At 68.4% G+C, this 21,624-nt stretch carries 15 protein-coding genes; 3 read left to right on the plus strand and 12 right to left on the minus strand.

Annotated elements, in window-relative coordinates; translation table 11 throughout:
- The first annotated feature begins 32 nt into the window (after positions 1 to 32).
- Entirely contained in the window at positions 33 to 818 is a 786-nt protein-coding gene (locus BM345_RS21980) for a peptidylprolyl isomerase (RefSeq protein WP_093383662.1), read from the plus strand.
- Between the two features lie 65 nt (positions 819 to 883).
- Here the strand turns inward: BM345_RS21980 and ygiD are convergent, their stop codons facing one another.
- Together ygiD and purL are read right to left on the minus strand one after the other, a co-directional pair.
- Entirely contained in the window at positions 884 to 1,753 is an 870-nt protein-coding gene (gene ygiD, locus BM345_RS21985; protein WP_093383664.1) for a 4,5-DOPA-extradiol-dioxygenase, read from the minus strand.
- A gap of 77 nt (positions 1,754 to 1,830) precedes the next feature.
- A complete protein-coding gene (purL, locus tag BM345_RS21990; RefSeq protein WP_254789894.1) occupies positions 1,831 to 5,880 on the minus strand; it encodes a phosphoribosylformylglycinamidine synthase in 4,050 nt (1,349 codons plus the stop codon).
- A gap of 257 nt (positions 5,881 to 6,137) precedes the next feature.
- On the opposite strand from purL, the gene map reads away from it, so the two are divergent.
- Positions 6,138 to 6,968, plus strand: a complete 831-nt coding sequence (gene map / locus BM345_RS21995; protein WP_093383667.1) for a type I methionyl aminopeptidase — start codon at positions 6,138 to 6,140, stop codon at positions 6,966 to 6,968.
- 47 nt (positions 6,969 to 7,015) lie between these two features.
- Positions 7,016 to 9,604, plus strand: a complete 2,589-nt coding sequence (locus BM345_RS22000) for a [protein-PII] uridylyltransferase (RefSeq protein ID WP_093383669.1) — start codon at positions 7,016 to 7,018, stop codon at positions 9,602 to 9,604.
- 46 nt (positions 9,605 to 9,650) lie between these two features.
- Here BM345_RS22000 and oxlT read toward each other — a convergent pair whose 3' ends face one another.
- From oxlT to BM345_RS22045, 10 genes are all read right to left on the minus strand, one after another.
- Positions 9,651 to 10,973, minus strand: a complete 1,323-nt coding sequence (oxlT, locus tag BM345_RS22005) for an oxalate/formate MFS antiporter (RefSeq protein ID WP_093383672.1) — start codon at positions 10,971 to 10,973, stop codon at positions 9,651 to 9,653.
- A gap of 360 nt (positions 10,974 to 11,333) precedes the next feature.
- A complete protein-coding gene (locus tag BM345_RS30245) occupies positions 11,334 to 11,477 on the minus strand; it encodes a hypothetical protein (RefSeq protein ID WP_175545112.1) in 144 nt (47 codons plus the stop codon).
- Positions 11,478 to 11,540: 63 nt separating this feature from the next.
- A complete protein-coding gene (locus BM345_RS22010; protein ID WP_093383674.1) occupies positions 11,541 to 12,188 on the minus strand; it encodes a hypothetical protein in 648 nt (215 codons plus the stop codon).
- Between the two features lie 228 nt (positions 12,189 to 12,416).
- On the minus strand, positions 12,417 to 13,835 hold the full coding sequence (locus BM345_RS22015) for an MFS transporter (RefSeq protein ID WP_093383677.1): 1,419 nt from the start codon (positions 13,833 to 13,835) through the stop codon (positions 12,417 to 12,419).
- Between the two features lie 58 nt (positions 13,836 to 13,893).
- Complete coding sequence (locus tag BM345_RS22020) at positions 13,894 to 15,780, minus strand: bifunctional sugar phosphate isomerase/epimerase/4-hydroxyphenylpyruvate dioxygenase family protein (RefSeq protein ID WP_093383834.1); 1,887 nt, start codon at positions 15,778 to 15,780, stop codon at positions 13,894 to 13,896.
- A 180-nt stretch (positions 15,781 to 15,960) separates the two neighbouring features.
- Positions 15,961 to 17,334, minus strand: a complete 1,374-nt coding sequence (locus BM345_RS22025; RefSeq protein WP_093383679.1) for a BatD family protein — start codon at positions 17,332 to 17,334, stop codon at positions 15,961 to 15,963.
- Positions 17,334 to 19,016 carry a VWA domain-containing protein gene (locus tag BM345_RS22030; protein ID WP_093383682.1) on the minus strand — a complete coding sequence of 561 codons (1,683 nt, stop codon included), beginning with the start codon at positions 19,014 to 19,016 and terminating at the stop codon, positions 17,334 to 17,336. The genes BM345_RS22025 and BM345_RS22030 overlap by 1 nt, the downstream gene beginning before the upstream one ends.
- Positions 19,016 to 20,056 carry a vWA domain-containing protein gene (locus BM345_RS22035; RefSeq protein ID WP_093383684.1) on the minus strand — a complete coding sequence of 347 codons (1,041 nt, stop codon included), beginning with the start codon at positions 20,054 to 20,056 and terminating at the stop codon, positions 19,016 to 19,018. Before BM345_RS22035 ends, BM345_RS22030 begins: the two co-directional genes overlap by 1 nt.
- The gene (locus tag BM345_RS22040; protein ID WP_093383687.1) at positions 20,043 to 20,549 is read right to left on the minus strand and encodes a DUF4381 domain-containing protein; all 507 of its coding nucleotides are present in this window, start codon (positions 20,547 to 20,549) and stop codon (positions 20,043 to 20,045) included. Before BM345_RS22040 ends, BM345_RS22035 begins: the two co-directional genes overlap by 14 nt.
- Positions 20,546 to 21,604 (minus strand): DUF58 domain-containing protein, encoded by a 1,059-nt coding sequence (locus BM345_RS22045; protein ID WP_093383689.1) that lies wholly within the window; start codon positions 21,602 to 21,604, stop codon positions 20,546 to 20,548. The genes BM345_RS22040 and BM345_RS22045 overlap by 4 nt, the downstream gene beginning before the upstream one ends.
- Positions 21,605 to 21,624 lie beyond the last annotated feature (20 nt).

Genomic DNA, 21,624 nt, shown 5'->3' on the forward strand with positions numbered 1-21,624 from the left:
TGCGGCGCAATGACAAACCTCCCTTGCCTCCCATGAAAAAACAACTCTTGCAGGCCGCCGCGGCCGCAGCGCTGCTGGGCGCGATCTCCATGTCTGCCCAGGCGCAGAACATTGCCATCGTCAACGGCCAACCGGTGCCCAAGGCCCGCGTCGATCAACTGGCGCAGCAGCTGACCGCCGCCGGCCGACCGGTATCGCCCGAGATGGAGCCGCAGCTGAAGGAAGAAATCATCAGCCGCGAAGTCTTCATGCAGGAAGCGCGCAAGAAGGGCCTGGACGCCACCGACGACTACAAGGCGCAGATGGACCTGGCCCGCCAGGCGATCCTGATCCGCCAGCTCTTCGAGGACTACCGCAAGGCCAACCCGGTGACCGACGCCGAGGTGCAGGCCGAGTACGACAAGTTCGTGGCCGCCAACAGCGGCAAGGAATTCAAGGCCCGCCACATCCTGGTGGAAACCGAGGACCAGGCCAAGAAGATCATTGCCGACCTGAAGAAGGGCGCCAAGTTCGAGGACATCGCCAAGAAGCAGAGCAAGGACCCGGGTTCGGGCGCCAACGGCGGCGACCTCGACTGGGCCAGCGCGGCCAGCTTCGTGCCCGAGTTCTCCGAGGCCATGATCAAGCTCAACAAGGGCGAGATGACCCAGGTGCCGGTCAAGTCGCAGTTCGGCTGGCACATCATCCGCGTGGACGACATCCGTCAGGCGCAGCTGCCCAAGCTGGAAGAGGTCAAGCCGCAGATCGTGCAGCAGCTGTCGCAACAGCGCCTGCAGAAGTACCAGGAAGACCTGCGCGCCAAGGCCAAGATCGAGTAAGCGAACTCGCTTCCATAAAAAAAAGCGGCCCATGGGCCGCTTTTTTCATGGGCACATGGAGTGCCTCAGCTCCAAAGCACCGAGCGCATCGAGATCGACGCCGCCTGGAAGTCCTCGTTGAAAAAACGCGGCTGATCGCGCGACGGGTCGACGGCGCCGGCCGCGTAGAGCAGCGGCAGGTAGTGCTCGTAGGTGGGATGCGCCTGCACCGCCACCTGGCCCAGGCGCTGGAAGGTCGACAGCGCGTTCAGCTCCCCCTTGCGGATCTGGCCATCCACCACCTTGTCGAACTCGATGGCCCAGTCGTAGGCCTGGCCCGGCTTGGCGTCGAAGCGGATGGCGCGCAGGTTGTGCACGATGTTGCCGCTGCCCACGATGAGCACCCCGCGCTCGCGCAGATCGCGCAACTGCTGGCCCAGCAGGTAGTGCTCGGCGGGTGAGCGGCTGTAGTCCATGCTCAGCTGCACCACCGGGATTTCCGCCTTGGGGAACATGGGCTTGAGCACCGACCAGGTGCCGTGGTCCAGACCCCATTCGGCCTTGTCCAGTCCCAGCGCCGTGCCGCTGACGGGCTGGCGCACGGCCTGGCTGATTTCCTCGACGGCCCGGGGCGCGCCCGGCGCCGGGTACTGCTGCGCGAACAGCTCCTGCGGGAAGCCGCCGAAGTCGTGGATGGTCTTGGGCTTGTCCATGGCCGTGAGCCACCAGCCGCCGCGTGTGAGCCAGTGCGCCGAGATGCACAGGATCATCTGCGGCTGCGCCCATTTGCTGCCGAACTCGGTGCCCAGCGCCTGCCAGCTGCGCCGGTAGGCGTTGTCCTCGATCGCGTTCATGGGGCTGCCATGGCCCAGGAAAAGCACCGGCAGGCGCGGCGAGCGCTTGAGGTGCTTGAAGGCGAAGGCGTCGGGCGACGCGGCTTCGGTGGGGGTCGACATCGAGAAAGCTCCAGTGGCCAGCAGTGTGCTGGCCCCGAGGATGTCACGGCGCCGCGTTCCCTGCCCATGCAGGGGCATCAGCCCACCCATTTGCGGGCGTTGCGCCAGATCTGCATCCACGGGCTGAGCTGGCTCCTGTCGCCCGAGGTCCAGCTCATCTGGATGTTGCGGAACACGCGCTCGGGGTGCGGCATCAGCGCGGTGAAGCGGCCGTCGGCGGTGGTGACCGAGGTCAGGCCGCCGGCGCTGCCGTTGGGGTTGAAGGGATAGCGCTCGGTGGCCTGGCCCGCGTGGTCGACATAGCGCATGGCCGCGATCGCCTTGGACGCGTCGCCGCGGTGCTTGAAGTTGGCGTAGCCCTCGCCATGCGCCACCGCGATGGGAAGGCGCGCGCCGGCCATACCGGCGAAGAACAGGCTGGGCGACTCCAGCACTTCCACCAGCGAGAGGCGGGCCTCGAAGCGCTCGCTCTGGTTGGTGGTGAAGCGCGGCCAGTCCTGCGCACCGGGAATGATGTCGGCCAGCTCGGCGAACATCTGGCAGCCGTTGCAAACGCCCAGGCCGAAGGTGTCGCTGCGGCCGAAGAAGGCCTGGAACTGCTCCGACAGCCTCGGGTTGAAGGTGACGCTGCGCGCCCAGCCGATACCCGCGCCCAGCGTGTCGCCGTAGCTGAAGCCGCCGCAGGCCACCACGCCCTTGAAGTCGGCCAGGTCGGCGCGGCCGGTCTGCAGGTCGGTCATGTGCACGTCGAAGGCCTCGAAGCCGGCCTCGGTGAAGGCGTAGGCCATCTCCACGTGCGAGTTCACGCCCTGCTCGCGCAGGATCGCCACCTTGGGCCGGTTGCCGACGATGACCGCCGGCGCAGCCAGGCTGGCCTTGAGCGAATCGGGCAGGAAGACGTGCAGGCCGGTGTCCGCCGGGTCGCCGGCCGCTGCGTGCTCCTGGTCTGCGCAGGCGGGGTTGTCGCGCTCCACGGCGATCTTCCAGCTGACCGAATCCCACACCTGGTGCAGGTCCTGCAGGCTGGCGCTGAACACCGACTTGGCGTCGCGCCAGATCTCCAGCCGGCCCTTGCCGGCTTCGATGATGGAGCTGTCGGGACGGGTCTTGCCCACGAAGTGGCTGCAGGCCGAAAGGCCGTGCGTGCGCAGCACCTGCATGACTTCGTTGCGCACGTCGGTGCGCACCTGCAGCAGCAGGCCCAGCTCTTCGTTGAACAGGGCCTTGAGCGTGAGTTCCTCGCGGCGCGCGCTGACCTGGGTCGCCCAGTTCTTGGCGTCGCCGTACTCGGCGCGGCTGTCGGAGATGCCGTCGCCTTCGGTGACCAGCATGTCCACGTTCAGGGCCACGCCCACGTGGCCGGCAAAAGCCATCTCGCAGGCAGCGGCGAAGAGGCCGCCGTCGCTTCGGTCGTGCATGGCCAGGATGCGCTTCTTCGCGCGCAACTCGTTGACGGCATCGACCAGGCGCACCAGGTCCTTCGGATCGTCCAGGTCGGGCACCGCGTCGCCGCCCTGCCCCAGCGTCTGGGCCAGGATGCTGCCTGCCATGCGCTGCTTGCCGCGGCCCAGGTCGATCAGCACCAGCGTGGTGTCGGCTTCCTTGCCGTCCAGCTGCGGCGTGAGCGTGCCCCGCACGTCGTCGACCGAGGCGAAGGCGCTGACGATGAGGCTCACCGGCGAAGTGACGCGCTTGTCTTCCCCGCCGTCGCGCCACTGGGTGCGCATCGACAGCGAATCCTTGCCGACCGGAATGGAGATGCCCAGCGCGGGGCACAGCTCCAGGCCCACGGCCTTCACGGTCTCGTACAGCGCGGCGTCTTCGCCGGGCTCGCCGCAGGCGGCCATCCAGTTGGCCGAGAGCTTCACGCGCGACAGCTCGATGGGGGCCGCCAGCAGGTTGGTGATGGCCTCGGCCACCGCCATGCGGCCGGACGCCGGCGCATCGTAGGAGGCCAGCGGCGTGCGCTCGCCCATGCTCATGGCTTCGCCCGCGAAGCCGGCGTAGTCGGCCAGGGTCACGGCGCAGTCGGCCACCGGCACCTGCCAGGGGCCGACCATCTGGTCGCGGTGGCTCAGGCCGCCCACCGTGCGGTCGCCGATGGTGACCAGGAAGCGCTTGGACGCCACCGTGGGGTTGGCCAGCACCGCGATGGCGGACTTCGTCAGGTCCACGCCGGTCAGGTCGAGCGGCTTGAAGCTGCGCGCCACCGACTTCACGTCGCGGTGCATCTTCGGCGGCTTGCCCAGGAGCACGTCCATGGGCATGTGCACCGCCTTGTCTTCTTCCGGCGCATCGGCGTCGGCCAGCAGCAGCTCGCGGGCCTCGGTGGCCACGCCGACCACTGCGAAGGGGCAGCGCTCGCGCTCGCAGAAGGCCTGGAACACCGGCAGCGACTCGGGCGCGATGGCCAGCACGTAGCGCTCCTGGCTTTCGTTGCACCAGATTTCCTTGGGCGCGAGGCCCGACTCTTCCAGCGGCACGGCCGAGAGGTCGAAGCGCGCGCCACGGCCGGCGTCGTTGGTCAGCTCGGGGAAGGCGTTGGACAGGCCGCCCGCGCCCACGTCATGGATGGCCAGGATCGGGTTGGCGTCGCCCTGCAGCCAGCAGTGGTTGATGACCTCCTGCGCACGGCGCTCGATCTCGGGATTGCCGCGCTGCACCGAGTCGAAGTCCAGCTCGGCCGCGTTGGCGCCGGTGGCCATGGAACTCGCGGCGCTGCCGCCCATGCCGATGCGCATGCCGGGGCCGCCCAGCTGGATCAGCAGCGCGCCGGCCGGGAACAGGATCTTCCGGGTCTGGGTCGCGTCGATCTGGCCCAGGCCGCCGGCGATCATGATCGGCTTGTGGTAGCCGCGCTGCACGGTATCGGTGTCGCTGGCCACCGCCTGCTCGTACTCGCGGAAGTAGCCCAGCAGGTTGGGCCGGCCGAACTCGTTGTTGAAGGCGGCGCCGCCCAGGGGACCCTCGGTCATGATCTGCAGCGGGCTGGCGATGTGCTCGGGCTTGCCGTAGCTGCCCTCTTCCGGCCACAGCCTGGACACGGTGAAGCCGGTCAGGCCCGCCTTGGGACGCGAGCCGCGCCCGGTGGCGCCTTCGTCGCGGATCTCGCCGCCGGCGCCGGTGGAAGCACCCGGGAAGGGCGAAATGGCCGTCGGGTGGTTGTGCGTCTCCACCTTCATCAGCACATGGTTCAGGGCCTGGCTCTTTCCGTAGCCGGGCGAGCCGCTGCCCGCCTCCATGCGGGCGGCGAAGCGCTCCACCTGGTGGCCTTCCATGATGGAGGCGTTGTCGGAATAGGCCACCACGGTGTGCTGCGGATTCGCGCGCTCGGTGTGGCGGATCATCGAGAACAGGCTCTGCGGCTGCTTCTGCCCGTCGATGGTGAACTCGGCGTTGAAGATCTTGTGCCGGCAGTGCTCGCTGTTGGCCTGCGCGAACATCATCAGCTCGACGTCGGTGGGATTGCGGCCCAGCTTCGTGAAGGCGTCCACCAGGTAATCGATCTCGTCCTCGGCCAGTGCCAGGCCAAAGGTCTTGTTGGCGTCCACCAGCGCGCCGCGGCCGCCGCCCAGCACGTCGACGTGGGCCATGGGCGTGGCGGGCAGTTCGGCGAACAGGGCCTGGGCCTGGTCCACCGAGGGCAGGACCGATTCGGTCATGCGGTCGTGCAGCACTGCGGCAACCGCCGCGCGCTGGGCCTCGTCCAGCTGCGGCGCCTTGCCGATCAGCGGCGCCTTCAGGCCGACGTGGAACTCGGTCACCCGCTCGACGCGGCGCACCGACAGGCCGCAGTTGTGGGCGATGTCCGTGGCCTTGGAAGCCCAGGGCGACACCGTGCCCAGGCGCGGCGCCACCACGATGGCGGCATGGCCCTTGGGCGGCTCGACGGCCGGCTCGCCGTAGCTGAGCAGCGCACCGAACTGGGCCTGCTGCGCGTCGGACAGGGGCGCGTCGGTGGCCACCAGGTGCACGAAGCGGGCGCCCAGAGAGGCGATTCGCGGCTCGATGGCCTGCAGCCGGGGCAGCAGCTGGCGGGCACGGAAGTCGCTCAGGGCACTGGCGCCGGCGAAGCGCGTCACGATGGGGGCGGTGTGGGGCCGGTTGGAGGTCACGGGCAGCGTCACTGTCGTTGAGGGCCTGGCGGCCGGGATTGTTGGGCGAAAGCTCCGGGGTGCGGCCGGCCGCTGACTGGGGCCATCCGCGAAAACCCTGAATTTTAGGGCAAGGCAGCCGGGCTTTCCGGGCGCGGGGCACCAATCGCCGCATGAATCAGCGGGTGCGAACTGCGGCCTTCGGGACGGGAATCTGCCGCACGCGGGTGCGCCGGGTCGTCGAAGGGGCCGGGCCAGCGTTGTCTTCGGACGAATGGGATAATTGCCGGATGAGCATCACCTACAAAGACGCCGAAGGCGTGGCCGGCATGCGCGTGGCCTGCCGCCTCGCCTCCGAAGTGCTGGACTACCTCACCCCGCACGTGAAGCCCGGCGTCACCACCAACGAACTCGACAAGCTCGCGCACGACTACATCACCCAGGTGCAGGGGGCCGTCCCGGCGCCCCTCAACTACATGGGCGGCGGCTCGGTGCCCTACCCCAAGTCGATCTGCACCTCGGTCAACCACGTGGTGTGCCACGGCATCCCGAACGACAAGGCCCTGAAGAAGGGCGACATCATCAACCTCGACATCACCGTCATCAAGGATGGCTGGCACGGCGACACCAGCCGGATGTTCATCGTGGGCGATGGCTCCATCGCCGCCAAGCGGCTGGTCAGCTTCACCTACGATGCCATGTGGCACGGCATCATGAAGGTCAAGCCCGGCGCACGCCTGGGCGACATCGGCTTTGCCATCCAGCGTTTTGCCGAGAGCAACGGCTTCTCGGTGGTGCGCGAGTTCTGCGGCCACGGCATCGGCCGCGGCTTCCATGAGGAACCGCAGGTGCTGCACTACGGCCGCCCGGGCACGCTGGAAGAACTCAAGCCGGGCATGACCTTCACCATCGAGCCCATGATCAACGCCGGCAAGCGCGACATCAAGGAATGGGGCAACGACGGCTGGACCATCGTCACCCGCGACCATTCCCTGTCGGCCCAGTGGGAGCACACCGTGCTGGTCACCGAGACCGGCTACGAGGTGCTGACGCTCTCGGCCGGCAGCCCGCCGACGCCCGCTTTCGTGAACGCCGCGACACCCGCACCCGCCACCGCTTGAGCCGCCAGGGGCGCCGGCGGCTCGTACCGCAGAGCTGGACAGCAGACATGGTCGACCTCTCCATGCTGCGCGATGCCTATCGCGCGCACAAATCTTCTGTCTTCGACACGCTGCGCAATGCGCATGCGCCGGCGCGCGGTGTGCATGCGGTGCTCAAGCAGCTCTCTTCCCTGGCCGACGAGGCGCTTCGCGCCCTCTGGAACGACGCCAGCTTCGGCAACCAGTTCGCGCTGGTGGCGGTGGGCGGCTTCGGGCGCGGCGAGCTCTTTCCCTACTCCGACGTCGACGTGCTCCTGCTGCTGCCGGACGGCCAGGCGGCCGACGCCATCGAGTCGGCCAAGCTGGAGGCCTTCATCGGCCAGTGCTGGGACGCGGGCCTCGAGATAGGCTCCAGCGTGCGCAACGTCGAGGAATGCCTGGCCGAGGCAGAGAAGGACGTCACCGTCCAGACCTCGCTGCTCGAGTCGCGCCTGGTGGCCGGCGACAAGAAGCTCTACGCCGCCTTTCGCCAGCGCTTCCTGGCCTCGGTGAACCCGAGCGAGTTCTTCGCCGCCAAGACGCAGGAGATGCGGCACCGGCATCAGAAGTACGAGAACACGCCCTACGCGCTGGAACCCAACTGCAAGGAATCGCCCGGCGGCCTGCGCGACCTGCAGATCATCCTGTGGGTGGCCAAGGCGGCCGGCTTCGGCCACAAGTGGGACGACCTGGCCAAGAACGGCCTGGCCACCGCCTTCGAGATCCAGCAGATCAAGCGCAACGAGGCGCTGCTCTCGCTGATCCGCGCCCGCCTGCACGTGATCGCCAACCGACGCGAGGACCGGCTGGTGTTCGACCTGCAGACCGCCGTGTCGGCCAGCTTCGGCTACGAGGGCGAGTCGCAGCGCAAGGCCAGCGAGGCGCTGATGCGCCGCTACTACTGGGCCGCCAAGGCGGTGACACAGCTCAGTGAGATCCTGCTGCTGAACATCAGCGAGCGGCTGCAGCCGCAGGCCGACGTGCCCACCCGGATCAACGAGCGCTTCTTCGACAAGGGCGGCACCATCGAAGTGGCCAGCGACGACCTGTACCTGCGCGAGCCGCACGCCATCCTGGAAACCTTCTGGCTCTTCGAGAAGACGGTGGGCGTGAAGGGCCTGTCGGCACGCACGCTGCGCGCGCTCTACAACGCGCGGCACGTGATGGACAGCAAGTTCCGCAACGACCCGGCCAACCACGAGATGTTCATGCGCATCCTGAAGGAGCCGCGCGGCATCACGCACGCCTTCAGGCTGATGAACCAGACCTCGGTGCTGGGGCGCTACCTGCGGGTGTTCCGCAGCATCGTCGGCCAGATGCAGCATGACCTGTTCCACGTCTACACGGTGGACCAGCACATCCTGATGGTGCTGCGGAACATGCGACGCTTCTTCATCGTCGAGCACGCGCACGAGTACCCCTTCTGCTCGCAGCTGGCGGGCGGTTGGGACAAGCCGTGGATCCTGTACGTGGCCGCCCTCTTCCACGACATCGCCAAGGGCCGGGGCGGCGACCACTCGGTGCTGGGCGCGCGCGACGTTCAGCGCTTCTGCAAGCAGCACGGCATCGATCGTGAAGACACGAAGCTCATCGAGTTCCTCGTGGCCTCGCACCTGGTAATGAGCCACATCGCGCAGAAGCAGGACCTGAGCGACCCGGTCGTCATCGGCAACTTCGCCAAGCTGGTGGGCAACGAGCGCTACCTCACGGCCCTGTACCTGCTCACCGTGGCCGACATCCGCGGCACCTCGCCGCGCGTGTGGAATGCCTGGAAGGGCAAGCTGCTGGAAGACCTCTACCGCGCGACCGCCCGCGCGCTCGGGGGGCGCATGCCCGACCCCGGCGCCGAGATCGAGGCACGCAAGCGCGAGGCGCTGGCCCTGCTGGCGCCGCACGCCCTGCCCTTCGAGGCGCACAAGTCGCTGTGGGACACGCTGGACGTGGGCTACTTCATGCGCCACGACGCGGCCGAAATCGCCTGGCATGCGCGCCAGCTCTCGCGCCACGTGCCGCTGGCTGGTACGCCCATCGACCCGCGTGCGCCCGTCATCGTGCGCGCCCGCCTGTCACCGGTGGGCGAAGGACTGCAGGTGCTGGTCTACACACCCGACCAGCCCGACCTGTTCGCGCGCATCTGCGGCTACTTCGACCATGCCTCCTTCAGCATTCTGGATGCCAAGGTGCACACGGCCAGCAACGGCTACGCGCTGGACACCTTCCAGGTGGTGACCACCTTCCTGCCCGACCATTACCGCGAGCTCATCAGCATGGTCGAGACCGACCTTGCCCATGCGCTCACCGATCCGGGCGAGCTGCCCGCGCCCAGCCGCGGCCGCGTGTCGCGCCGGGTGAAGAGCTTTCCGATCAAGACCCGCGTCACGCTGGTGCCCGACGAGAAGGCGCAGCGCTGGGTGCTCAACATCTCGGCCAGCGACCGCGTGGGCCTGCTCTACTCGGTGGCGCGCGTGCTGGCACGGCATCACCTCAACCTTCAACTGGCCAAGGTCACGACGCTGGGCGAGCGGGTGGAAGACACCTTCCTCATCAGCGGGCCCGAGTTGCAGGGGCACCGGTCTCAGATGGACATCGAAACCGAGCTCGTCGAAGCCTTGAACTGAGGCAATGCAAGACGGGGCCGCAAGCGGCCCCGTTTGTTCTTCATCGTCAGTGCGCGAGTACCGGAGCGCCTTCCGACGAAGCCTCGTGGTTCACCGTGTTGTTCGCCGCCTCGATGTGCGCGCGCCGCATTGGCCGCAGGACGAACCAGGCCATCAGCGCGGCCAATGCATTGAGCGAGCTCGCCACGATGAACACCGCATGCCAGCTGCCCGTCATGGTCGCCAGCACGCTGGACAGCGGCACCAGCAGCGATGCCGTGCCCTTGGCGGTGTAGAGCATGCCGGCGTTGGCCGCCGCGAAACGCGAACCGAAGGTGTCGGCGCAGGTCGAGGGGAACAGGCTGTAGATCTCGCCCCAGGCGAAGAACACCAGGCCCGTCAGGATCACGAAGGCCACGGGGTTCTGGCCGTAGTGGTAGAGCGCCAGGATGCCGAAGGCTTCCATGCCGAAGGCGAAGAACATGGTCGGCTCGCGGCCGATGCGGTCCGACACCCAGCCGAAGAAGGGCCGCGTGATGCCGTTGAGCACGCGGTCGATGGCCAGCGCGAAGGTCAGCGCCGGCAATGCCAGGCCCATGATGCTCACCGGCGTGTCGCTGATGTGGAAGTCCTTGGCAATGGGGCCCAGCTGTGCGGTGGCCATGAGGCCGCCTGCGGCCACCACCACGAACATGAAGTACATGATCCAGAACACCGGCGTGCGCACCACCTCGGAAGGCTTGAAGTCGCGTCGCGACTGGGGCACCGCAGAATGGGCCGATGCGCGGGCCGCCTTGGCCCTGAGCGCGGGGCTGATCACGTGGCGCGGGTCGGTCAGAAGAAGCGCCATCAGCACCACCACGATGCCCTGCCCGATACCGAAGTACAGGAAGGCTGCTTCGTAGCCGCTGGTCTTGATCATCGCGGAGATCGGAAGGATGGTCAGCGCAGAACCGGCACCGAAGCCCGCGGCCGTGAGGCCTGCTGCGAGGCCGCGCCGGTCAGGGAACCACTTGAGCGCATTGCCCACGCAGGTGCCATAGACCGCGCCCGCACCGATGCCGCTCACGGCCGCCGCGATGTACAGCATCGTGAGCGTGTCGGCGAATGAATTGAGTACCCAGCCGATGCCGCACAGCAGGCCGCCGACGAGCACGACGGGACGCGGACCGAAGCGGTCCACCAGGTAGCCTTCGATGGGAACGAGCCATGTCTCGGCGAGCACGAAGATGGTGAATGCCACCTGGATCGAGGCGCGTGACCACCCGTGCTTGTCGGCGATCGGATTGACGAAGAGCGTCCATCCGTACTGCAGGTTCGCAATCATCGCCATGCAGATGATGCCCATCAGCAACTGCATCCATCGGTACGAAGCGGGTTTGGTCGCCATCGTCGCCAACGTGTTGTCTCTAGTCATTGTGTTGGTCTCCAAAGGGAAGTGAACTCACCGTGTCGCCGAGGCGAGCTCATGAGACCGCCTGGACTTCGCTTTCTTTGCGCGAGGCCATTTTGAGAACGCGGTGCGGCGCGAGCGATTGACTGCGATCAAGATTTGGCGGAACTGCTGCAGTCCATCTGTAAAGATTTCTCAGCGATGCGTTGTCGCCTCTCGCAAGCGCGCGATGCGCGCATGCACTCATCCGTCACTTGTACGCGTGTGCGTGCGCGCGGGAAGTGATACTGAAAGCAGATTGAAAGCGAACAAAAAAAGCCCGGAATGATCCGGGCTTGGTGTCGGGGTTGGGCTACTTCAGCGCGTTGCGAATGCGGCGCGAATCGCCTTGAAGAGAACAACGATGGGCATCGCGGCCACCAGTTCGCGCAGCATGTTGGATGCCGACGCAGCGCCTTCGACAGGCGAACGCGAGGTGTAGGAAGTGGTGGCTTGGTTCATGGTCGATGTCCTTGAGGTGTTACCCTGATTTTAGGGTTTTCCCTAGCTCAAGGCAAGTACCCCTCAGGACCCCACCAGGTATTCGAAGTCGTAGATGCTGCGATAGCGCGAGTGCCGACGGGGCCGTCCGGGCGGCACCTCCAGATGGCGCAGAAGGCCGGGCTGCTCGCGAAGCTGCTTGCGCGCTACCGTCGGGTTGGCCACGGCCCACGCGCGCAGGCCACTCCAGGCGCGCGAGAGCATGAAGCACTCCGAGGCCAGCAGCGACTCGGACTCCATGTCCCCGTCGCCATGGATCAGCAGGCCGAACTCACAGGCCAGCGCGCGCCGGCCTTCGGGCGTGAGGTCGTCAACAGCAATGCGCTGTTGCGTGCGGTATTTGCTCACCGCCCAATGCGGCGTGCCCTGCGGATTCAGGAAATCGGCGCCGAAGCTGATCGAGGCGCAGGTGAGCAGGCATTCCTCATCGCCCACCACGAGTTGCGGGCCCTTGCGCACCTGGCCCTTGAAGCGGCGGCCCTCGATGCTGATGTCCACGAAAGTCCGTCCGCGGAGGGCATGCCGCTGGACTGCCGCCAGCCCTTGGGCCCGCAGGCCATCGAAGTAGGCGCCGGCCTGTGCCTGCATGTTCAGCCGCCACTCGGTGATGGCGGTTTGCGCCGTGTTGGCGAGGTCTTGCGCCGGTTCGGCGCCGCTGGAATCTTTGTCCATTTCTCTCTTCCTCCACTGATGCCGCAGAAGAAGATTGACGCAGCTGTCACAGCCGCTTGCCATGTCTTCCCGCAACAGGCAAGAAGCTACACCTGCTCACGAATATTGCGCGTTTCGAATTCGGCGGTTTGTGCACTAGTGCACAAAAAACCGTCGCATTCATGCACCACAAAAGCCAAAAAGGCGGCCGGGTGTCCCCGGCCGCCCTTCGAGAGGCTGTAAAGACGCTCAGGCGGCAGTGCCGGCGACCTGGCCGTGCCCGTGGCTCATGGCTGCCCGGCGCTGGCGCTCGTACTCGGCTTCCGGCACCGGCTGGGCATTGGGGTCGCCCAGGTCTTCCATGCGGACGCGGAAGGTTTCACGGGCACTGGCGCAGGCCAGCGCAGCCAGGATGGTGATCGCAAAGCTGATCGCACCCACGGTGAACCAGATGTTGGTCGAGCCGGGAGGCGCCACGGCGGCGAACAGGGCCGGCAGCATCGCGGTGGCGGCCGTGCCCAGGTTCTGGGAGATGGCCATGGCCGACACGCGGCTACGGGTGCGGAACAGTTCCGGATAGAAGCTGGGGAACACCGCGTTGTAGCCCTGGTAGACCACGCCCCACATCAGCAGCGACAGCAGGATGGCCAGCGGCACGTTGCGGGTGCTGATGGCGTACAGGTAGCCGAAGGACAGCAGGCCCGAGGCGATGGCGCCGACGATGATCGGCGGCTTGCGGCCGATGCGGTCCGACAGGTTGCCCACCAGGGGGATCACGATCACCGCCAGCATGTTGCCCAGCACCGGGATCCACAGGTAGATGTCCTTCTTGAAGCCGATGCCGTAGGCCGCCTGCACCGCGTAGGCGGCGCCGAACACCGTGGCCACCACCGGGATCACGTTCATCAGCGACATGCACACCACGCGCAGCATGTCGCGCCAGCTGTCCTGGAAGGCCATGACGATGGGCGACTTGGGCACTTCGTTGTGGGCCGTCTCCTCGGTGAAGGCGGGGGTCTCCTCGACTTCGCGGCGGATGATGTAGCCGGCCACGATCACCACGAAGGACAGCAGGAAGGGAATGCGCCAGCCCCAGGAATTGAACTGGTCCTCGGGCATGTAGTGGGCCAGCGGCAGGAACACCGCGGCAGCCAGGATCTGGCCGGCCTGCACGCCCTGCAGCGTGAAGCTGGCGAAGAAGCCGCGGCGACCGAAGGGCGCGTGCTCCAAAATCATCGAGCTCGCGCCCGAGATCTCGCCGGCTACCGCGAAGCCCTGGATCAGGCGCATGAGCACCAGCAGCGCCGGCGCCCACAGGCCCACTTGCGCGTAGGTGGGCAGCAAGCCCACTGCAATGGTCGAGAAGCCCATCAGGAACATGCAGATCAGCAGTACGTTCTTGCGGCCGTGCGTGTCGCCCAGGTGGCCCAGCACGAAAGCGCCGATGGGCCGCGCGACGTAGCCCACGCCGTACGTCGCCAACGAGGCGATGATGGCGATCCTCGGGTTGCCGGAGGGAAAGAAGATCTGCGGAAAGATCAGCGACGCCGCCGTGGCGTAGATGAAGAAGTCGTAGTACTCGAGCGCCGAACCGATCCAGCCGCTGGCGGCGGCCTTCTTCGATTGCTGGTGGTCGTGCGCCTGCGGCGCGGTTTGCGCATTGGCCATCGTTCAGTCTCCAGGTAGGTGTGTGTGACAGCGGGAGGGCGAGAAAAGCAGGTGGGCGTCAGCTCGCCTGCTGCGCCTGGGAAGCCAGGCGCGCTGGTGCATTGGCGGCGCCGTAGCCGTCGTATTCGGCGTCGCGCTGCACCAGCTCGAAAAAGAAGCCACCAGCCAGCGGCGGCGTGTAGGCATGCAGATAGTCGCCGCCGCTCGAGCGGTCCAGCAGCACGCCGTGCGCACGCAGGCGCGCCAGCAGGCCGGGCGCCAGGTCCAGGCGCGTCGGCAAGTCGTCGTAGTAGTTGTCCGAGATCGGCACGAAAGGCAGGCCGCGCTCGCGCAGTGCCGCCACGGCGCCGAAGATGTCGGCCGTGGCCAGCGCGATGTGATGCACCGCCCCGCCCCCGCGCGCCGACACGCCGCGGGCCAGCTGCGTGCTCTGGCTGGTGGAGGCGTTGAGCACCAGGCGCACGCTGCGGTCGGCATTGGCCAGGCCGCGGCTTTGCACCAGGCCGAAGGGGTCGGCCAGCTCCAGGCTCTCGCCGGCCTCCAGGCCGAGTACCGATCGGGCGAAGAGCATCCAGGTGTGCAGCTGGTCGGGCGCCAGGCCCAATGCGACGTGGTCCACGCGGGCGAGGCCAACCCCTTGCGCGTCGGTCTTCGGGTCAGCCGGCTCGGGCACGAAGTCGGCCTTGAACAGCGCCTCGACGCCTTCCACCGTGTCGACGAAATGCATGAGGTTGCCGCCCGGCATCACGGTGGCGGGCACGCGCATCTCGCCGGGTCCCACGGGGCTGTCGTGCCAGCGCGAGAGCAGCTGCGTCGCCCGCGCCACGGCCGACATCGGATCAGGGCTGCCGATGCCCAGGGCGCACACGGTGCAGTCCTTGGCCAGCTCGAAGCGCTCGCGCGCGTGGGAGCCGGGCTGCGCGTTGACGATGAAGTGGATGTCGCCCTGCCGGTATAGCTTCACGGCCTTCGAACGGTGCTGGCCGGCTTGCGAGAAGCCCATCGTGGTGAACAGCCCGTCCAGGTCGGCAGCCGCCTTCTCGTCGGCCGCGAACTCGATGAAGCGGATGCCGTCCAGCGTCGGCGCGGGCGGCGGGTCGAACAGGCCCAGCGCGGGCGACGCCTCGGGCACGCGAACGCGCATTTCGCTCTCGAGGAAGAGCAGCGAACGCATCGCGTCCACCGCGGTGCGGCGGTTGGGCGTCTCGCGGAAGATGTCGTTGAAGATCTCCAGCGAGAGGTTGCCCTGGTAGCCACTCCTGAGCACCTGCTCGAAGAAGTCGAACACCGGCAGCTCGCCCTGGCCAGGGAAGCAGCGGTGATGGCGCGCCCACTGCAGCACGTCCATGGCCAGCAGCGGTGCGTCGGCCATCTGCACGAAGAAGATACGGTCGCCGGGCAGCTGCGCGATGCCCGCGAAGTCGTCGCGCAGCGAGAGCGTGTGGAAGCTGTCCAGGATCAGGCCCAGGGCCGGATGGCCGGCGCGCTGCACGATGTCCCAGGCCTGGCTCCAGCGGGAGGTGACGCGGCCCCAGGCCAGCGCCTCGAAACCCACCCGCAGGCCACGGCGGGCGGCGCGCTCGGCCAGCTCGCGCAGCTGCGCGGCGGCAAGTTCGGCGTCGTCGATGACCAAGGGCGAGGTGCTGGAGCAAACCAGCAGCAGCTCGGCGCCCATTTCCTGCATCAGGTCGAACTTGCGCTCCGCACGCTCCAGGTTGCGCTGGAACTGCGCGGGGGGCATGGCTTCGAAGTCGCGCAGGGGCTGGAACAGGTCCAGCGTCAGCCCGAGGTCGCTCCCGATCTGGCGCAGTTCCTTGGCGGAGCCCTGGAACTGGATGAAGTCCGGCTCGAAAAGCTCATAGCCCTCGAAGCCGGCAGCCGCGATGGCTTCCAGCTTTTGACGGAGGGTTCCGCTGAGGGACACGGTGGCGATGGATCGGCGCATGGAGGCACTGTAGGTGGGCACCACCCTGCCCCACAACGGCGCTGGACCATGGAGCGTTCGATTATCGATCGCGAGAGATCGCCATGCGCGCGCATCAGGGGCTTGTCCCTACTCATGTTGCTGCCGCCGCAGCACTGCCACCAACCGTTCAAGAACGGCGATCGAACGCGCCCTTGCGTGTCAGCGACCGCGCAGGAGCGGGTTCAGCGGCCCCAGATGGCGTCCTCGCGCACCGCGGGTCGCGTGGCCGCCGGATTGCGCCTGCCAATGCAGATGCGCCTGACCCAGGGCCTGAGCGCATTCCTCGCCTCGCCACCGCTCGACATCGCCCGGCCCGGCGCGATAAAGCTGGCGACCCAGCCGCTCCACCTGCGCAGCCAGCTCGCCGTCGCCCAGTTGCGCCGCCCAAGCCTGCGGCGTGGCCTGGACATGCGCCCGGCACCAGTCCAGCAGGGCCGTGTGCGCGGCGCGCGCATCGCCGGCGCGGCAGGCTACCAGCAGGTGCTCGAACATGGCATCGTCGGATCGGGCGTGCGCCGCCTGCGCCTCGGCCCGCCGCTGCCGCCAGCGCGGCAGGCGCGAGCGCACCCACCACCCCGTGGCCAGCAGAAGCGCCACGCCCGCCACCGCGAGAGCGATCCACGACCAGTGCACAGGCTTGCGAGCGGGCGAGGAGGACGCACCTGCCGGCAACGCCGGCGCGATCCGATCACCCAGATGCGCACTTGCCTTGACCTGCACCATGACGGCAGGCGCCTGGGCGGTGGCAGGCTTTTGCGTTTGCGGGTCCAGCCACTGCAGCTCGACGGCAGGCAAGGTGTAGCTGCCCGACTTCTCGAACACATAGGTCACCCGCTCCAGCCGCTGCCCGCCGGCAAAGCCGCCGTCGCGCCCGTCGCCGTTGCTCAGCACCGGATCGGCCTGGAACATCTGCACGCCCGAAGGCGCTTCGAATTTCGGCGGGGGGATCAGCATGGCCGGCGTGTTCGCGGCCTGGATCTGCACGGTGCGTACCAGCGCATCGCCGGCCGACAGCTGGCTCGCATCCCGGTCCAGGCTCTGCTGGATCAGAAGGCGCGTGGCCGGCATCAACGCCGCGCCTGCCGCCGCCGCTGCCGTCGTGCCGGCCGGGAGCTGCACGCCGATGCGCGTGGACGGCAGCGTCAGGTTCGCCTGCTGCGGCTTGCCGTCATCGCCCTGGTAGCTGAAGTCGATCCTCACCGGCGGCAGCTCGAAATCGCCGGCCTGCTGCGCGGTAAACACGTAGGTCTTCTGGATGCTGGCCAGGGTCTGTCCGTCCACCGTGTCCACGCCGTGGATGCTGCGGTCGTCGGGCATGGTGACGATGGCGCCCTGCAGCACCAGGTCGGGAAAGGGTGGTGCAGAGAGAAAGTAGTTGGGCGCAACGACGGTCACCTCGACCGGCACCTGCTGGCCGACCAGCACCGGCTGCTTTCCCTGCACCTGCACACGCACGCCGGGCCCTTGGGCTGCATGCGCCACACCCCCTGTCAGCAGCGCGGCCAGCGCCATCCAGCGACACCATGCGCGCATCACGGCTTCGCTCCTGCGGCCGATGGCGCCGAGGATGCACCCGGCGCCGGCTGCTGGGCCTGAAGCATGAACTTGCGCGCCAGCAATTCGGTGGGCGAGGTCTGGATGTTGCGCATCCAGGTCTCGGCATTCTGCGCGGCCAGCACCTGCTCCTCCTTGCCGCCCTTGGGGAGCTTGCGCTTGTCGAACTGCAACTTGTCGGGCTTGAGGTCGGGCGCTTCCTCGCCTTCGTCCTTGTCCTGCTGCGCGAGCATGGCCTGCACCAGGGCCAGGTTGGCCTTGGCCTCCTTCCAGTCCGGCCTGCGCTCCAGTGCCAGCGTGTACATCTGCGCGGCATCCGGAAAGCGGCGCTGCCAAGCGAGCGCGTTCCCCTGATTGAAATCGCTTTCGGGCGAATCGACCTGCGCGAAGGCCTGCTGCGCAGCTTCGTAGCGCCCAAGGCGGTAGAGGGCCATGCCGCGCCACGTCGGATCCTGGAACTGCGCGGCGGCTGCTTCGAAATCGCCGCTTTCGAAGGCGCGGCGGCCCTGCTGATCAGGTGTGAGCCAGAGGTCGATGAAGCGCCACTGACGCGCCGGCGTTGGCGCATCGGCGGCAGCAGCCGGCTCGTCGGCCGTGCGGGGCACAAGTTGCGCCACCCCGTCGCGCGGCATGCCGGCACCGGCGACGAACACCGCCACCAGCCAGGCACCGACCCAGCGCACCGTCCATCCCTTGCGGAACCACAGGGCCGACAGCAGCGCGATGGGAATCAGCAGCCACCAGCCAGCCTCTTTCCAGCGTGCATCGGATTCGGATTCCTTCTGCGCCAGGTGCGACTGCACGCGGTGCTGCACCCATTGCACGTCCTCGTCGCTGTCGGGCGTGACGGTGGCCACGGGCACGTCGGCCTCGCGGCCCAGGCGCTTGAGCGCGTCCACGTCCAGGCGGGCGAAGCGCGGCCGTCCGGCCTCTGGCGCCCCACCCTCCTGCGCCTTGATCGGCCCGCCCTGCGCGGTGCCGAAGCCCAGCACCACCGGCAGGCTGCGGCCGCTGTCCACCTGCGCCTTGAAGGCCTCGGTGGCGCCGGGCTCCACACCGTCGGTGAAGAAGACGATGGTGCCGGGCGTGTCTTCCTTGGCCATGTCGGCGTCGATGGTGCGCAGCGCAAGGACCGTGTTCCGGCCGGGCCTGGGCATGATGCCGGTCTGCAGCGCGTCGACGAAGGTCTGGATGAGCCGCGCGTCGTCGGTGAGCGGCAGCACCAGGTGCGTGCTGCCGGCGTAGGCATAGATGGCGGTGCGCGCGCCCTGCCGCAAGGCCAGCAGCGCCTTCACCTTGAGCTTGGCACGCTCCAGCCGCGTGGGGCTGAGGTCGCTCGCATCCATGGTCGGCGAGAGATCGATGGCGATGGCCAGCGGCGCCTTCTCCTCCAGGAAAGGCGGTCGCTCGCGCTCCCAGGCCGGGCCCGCCATGGCCAGGGCGCCCAGGGCCATCAGCGCCGAGGTGAGGTGCACCGGCCGCAGCCGCCAGCCGCTGCGCCGCTCCACCACCAGCGCATCGAGCAGGTGCGGTGCGATGCTGCGCCCCCAGCGCTTGCGCACGTCGTCGCGCCGGCCGATGGCCCACAGCAGCAGCGCGGCCGGCAGCAGGGCCAGCAGCCACCAGGGCCGCAGGAAGTGGAACTGCGCCAGCGTGTCCATCAGGCCGTGCCTCCGGCCGCCTTGCGCGCCTGCGCATCGGCTTCATCCGAGCGCGACGCCGAGGCCCGGCGCGCCATGGCCAGCGAAGCCATCAGCAACTGGTAGGCGATGACGATGAGCACTGCCGCGCCCAGCGGCCACATGAAGAGCTCGCGCCGCGGGCGCCAGGACAGGGTCTTCTGGTTCTGCGGCGTGATGCGGTCCAGCGTGGCGTATATCTGCTCCAGCTCGCCCTGGTTGCCTGCGAAGAAGAAGCGCCCGCCGGTGGTCGCGGCCAGCGAGCGCAGCAGGTCCAAGTCCACCTTTTCCTCGCCGGTCGCGCCGGGGTCGCCGATGCCCACGGTGTGCACCGTCACGCCGCGCTCCTTGGCGATGCCGGCGGCGCGCGGCGGCGGCATCTTGCTGGCGGTGTCGTTGCCGTCGGTCAGCAGGATCATCACCTTCTGCGGCGCTTCGCTGTGCTCGAACATCTTGATGCCCAGCCCGATGGCGTCGCCCATCGCCGTGCTCGGGCCGGCCATGCCGGGCAGCATCTCGCCGATCATGGCCTGCACCAGCGGGTGGTCCATGGTGAAGGGCACCTGCGGATATGGCGCGTCCCCGAATACCACCAGCCCGATGCGGTCGCCCGTGCGCCGGCCGACGAAGTCGCGCACCACCTGGCGCACCGCGTCCACGCGGGCGATGACGGTGCCGTCCGGGCGCTTGTAGTCGCGCGTGTCCATGGATTGCGAGAGGTCCAGAGCCAGCAGCAGGTCGCGTGCCGGCTGGATCTTCTCGATGGGCGGCTCCACGAACTGCGGCCGCGCCAGCGCCAGCACCACCAGCGCCCAGGCGATGGGCGCCAGCACCTTCTGCAGCCAGTGGCTGCGCGGCACTACCGCGCCGGGGGCCGGCTTCAGTCCTGCGGCGCTGGCCACCTCGCCAAAGAAAGGCAGGCGCACCGAGGCGCTCTCCTCCCGGTACGGCGGCATGAGCCACCACACGAGCACGGGCAGCGGCAGCAGGGCCAGCAGCCAGGGGTATTCAAGTTGATACATGGCCCTGGATCCATTGGCGCGAGGCCTCGATGAGCACCTGCACGTCGTGCGGCGAGATGCGCGCGAGCGCCTGCGCGTCGTGGTACTGGATCTCGCGCACCAGCGGCGCCAGTGCCTGCGCGCCGTGCTGCGCATGGCCCGCGTTGCGCACCAGGAACTGCGCCCACTCCGCCCCGCTGCTGCCCGCCACGTGCTCGCGCGGCCAGGCGGCGAGCGCACAGCGCTTGATGAGCGCCGGCAATGCGGTCAGCACCGCGGGCCCCGTGTCGGGCTCGGCCTGCCAGCGCATCTCCAGTGCGCGAAGCTCCGCGAGCGCATCGCGCCTGTACCGGTTGCGGAACCACCAGCGGATGCCGCGCCAAGCCAGCCACAAGGCGACCAGCACCAGCAGCGCGCCCAGCACCTCCCAGCCCACGGTCTGCGGCCGCCACGACACCGGCGCGGGCTGCACCACGTCGGCCAGCTGCGTGAGCGAAGGCCGCGCATCGCTCACCGCACCCTCCCGCGCCGCGCCTGCGGGTTGTCCTGGCCCAGCAGGCGGCGCAGTTGCGGGGCCGTCTCCTCGGCCGCCGACAGGGGCAGCACCGGCACGCCGATGAGATGGCGCCACTCGAAGAGCTCGCGGCTGCGCGCGTCGACGAAGCTGGCGATGCCCTTCCGCACCGCATCGCGGCCCAGGCCCAGTTCCACCTGCAGTTCGCCGTCGCTCACCACCAGCTCGCCCGAAGGTGGCAGCTCGCTCATGAAAGGGTCGTGCACGATCACCGCCAGCAGGTCGTTGCGCGCGGCGATGCGGGTGAGCAGGTCGCGCGTCAGTGCGTCATGCCCGTCGAAGTCGCTCACCACCACCACCAGGTGGTCGTGATGCGCCAGGCGCGCCGCCTGCTGCAGGGCCTGGTTGAGCTGGCTCGCACCCCGGCCCGCCGGTGCGTCGGCGCGCAGCCGCTGGTTGCGCCGCGCGATCTCGCCCAGCAGCTGCAGCACGGCATCGCGGCTGCGCTGCGGTCGCAGCTGCGTGAGGTTCTCGTCGCCGAACACCACGCCGCCCACGCGGTCGCCGTCCATCAGCACGCGCCAGGCCACCAGCGCAGCCGCCTCCGCGGCGCTCACCGACTTCATCGCGCGGCGGGTGCCGAAGAACATGTTCATGCGCTGGTCCACCAGCAGCAGCACCGGGCGGTCCTTCTCCTCGGAATAGACGCGCACATGCGGCACGCCGCTGCGGGCGGTGACGCGCCAATCCATGCTGCGGATGTCGTCGCCGGGCAGGTAGGGCCGCAGCTCCTCGAAGTCCAGCCCGCGCCCTCGCACGCGCGAGGCATGGCGGCCGGCCAGCACGCTGTGCACCGGCTGGCGCGGCATGAAGTGGAACTCGCGCGCCGCCATCTCCAGGCTCGCGAGGCCGGCGGTGTTCACGTGCACGCCGCTGACGACCTGCGCGTCCTCGCCGGCGTGCAGGGCCGAATGCGCCGCGTCCGCGGCACGCTCCGGCACGGCCCGGCCTGCGCGCGCCAGGCCGGCCAGGTGCAGACGCTTGCCGTCGAACATGCGCACCCTGCCCTTCGGCC

It is taken from the genome of Variovorax sp. OV329, from assembly GCF_900114785.1.
Lineage (GTDB): Bacteria > Pseudomonadota > Gammaproteobacteria > Burkholderiales > Burkholderiaceae_C > Variovorax.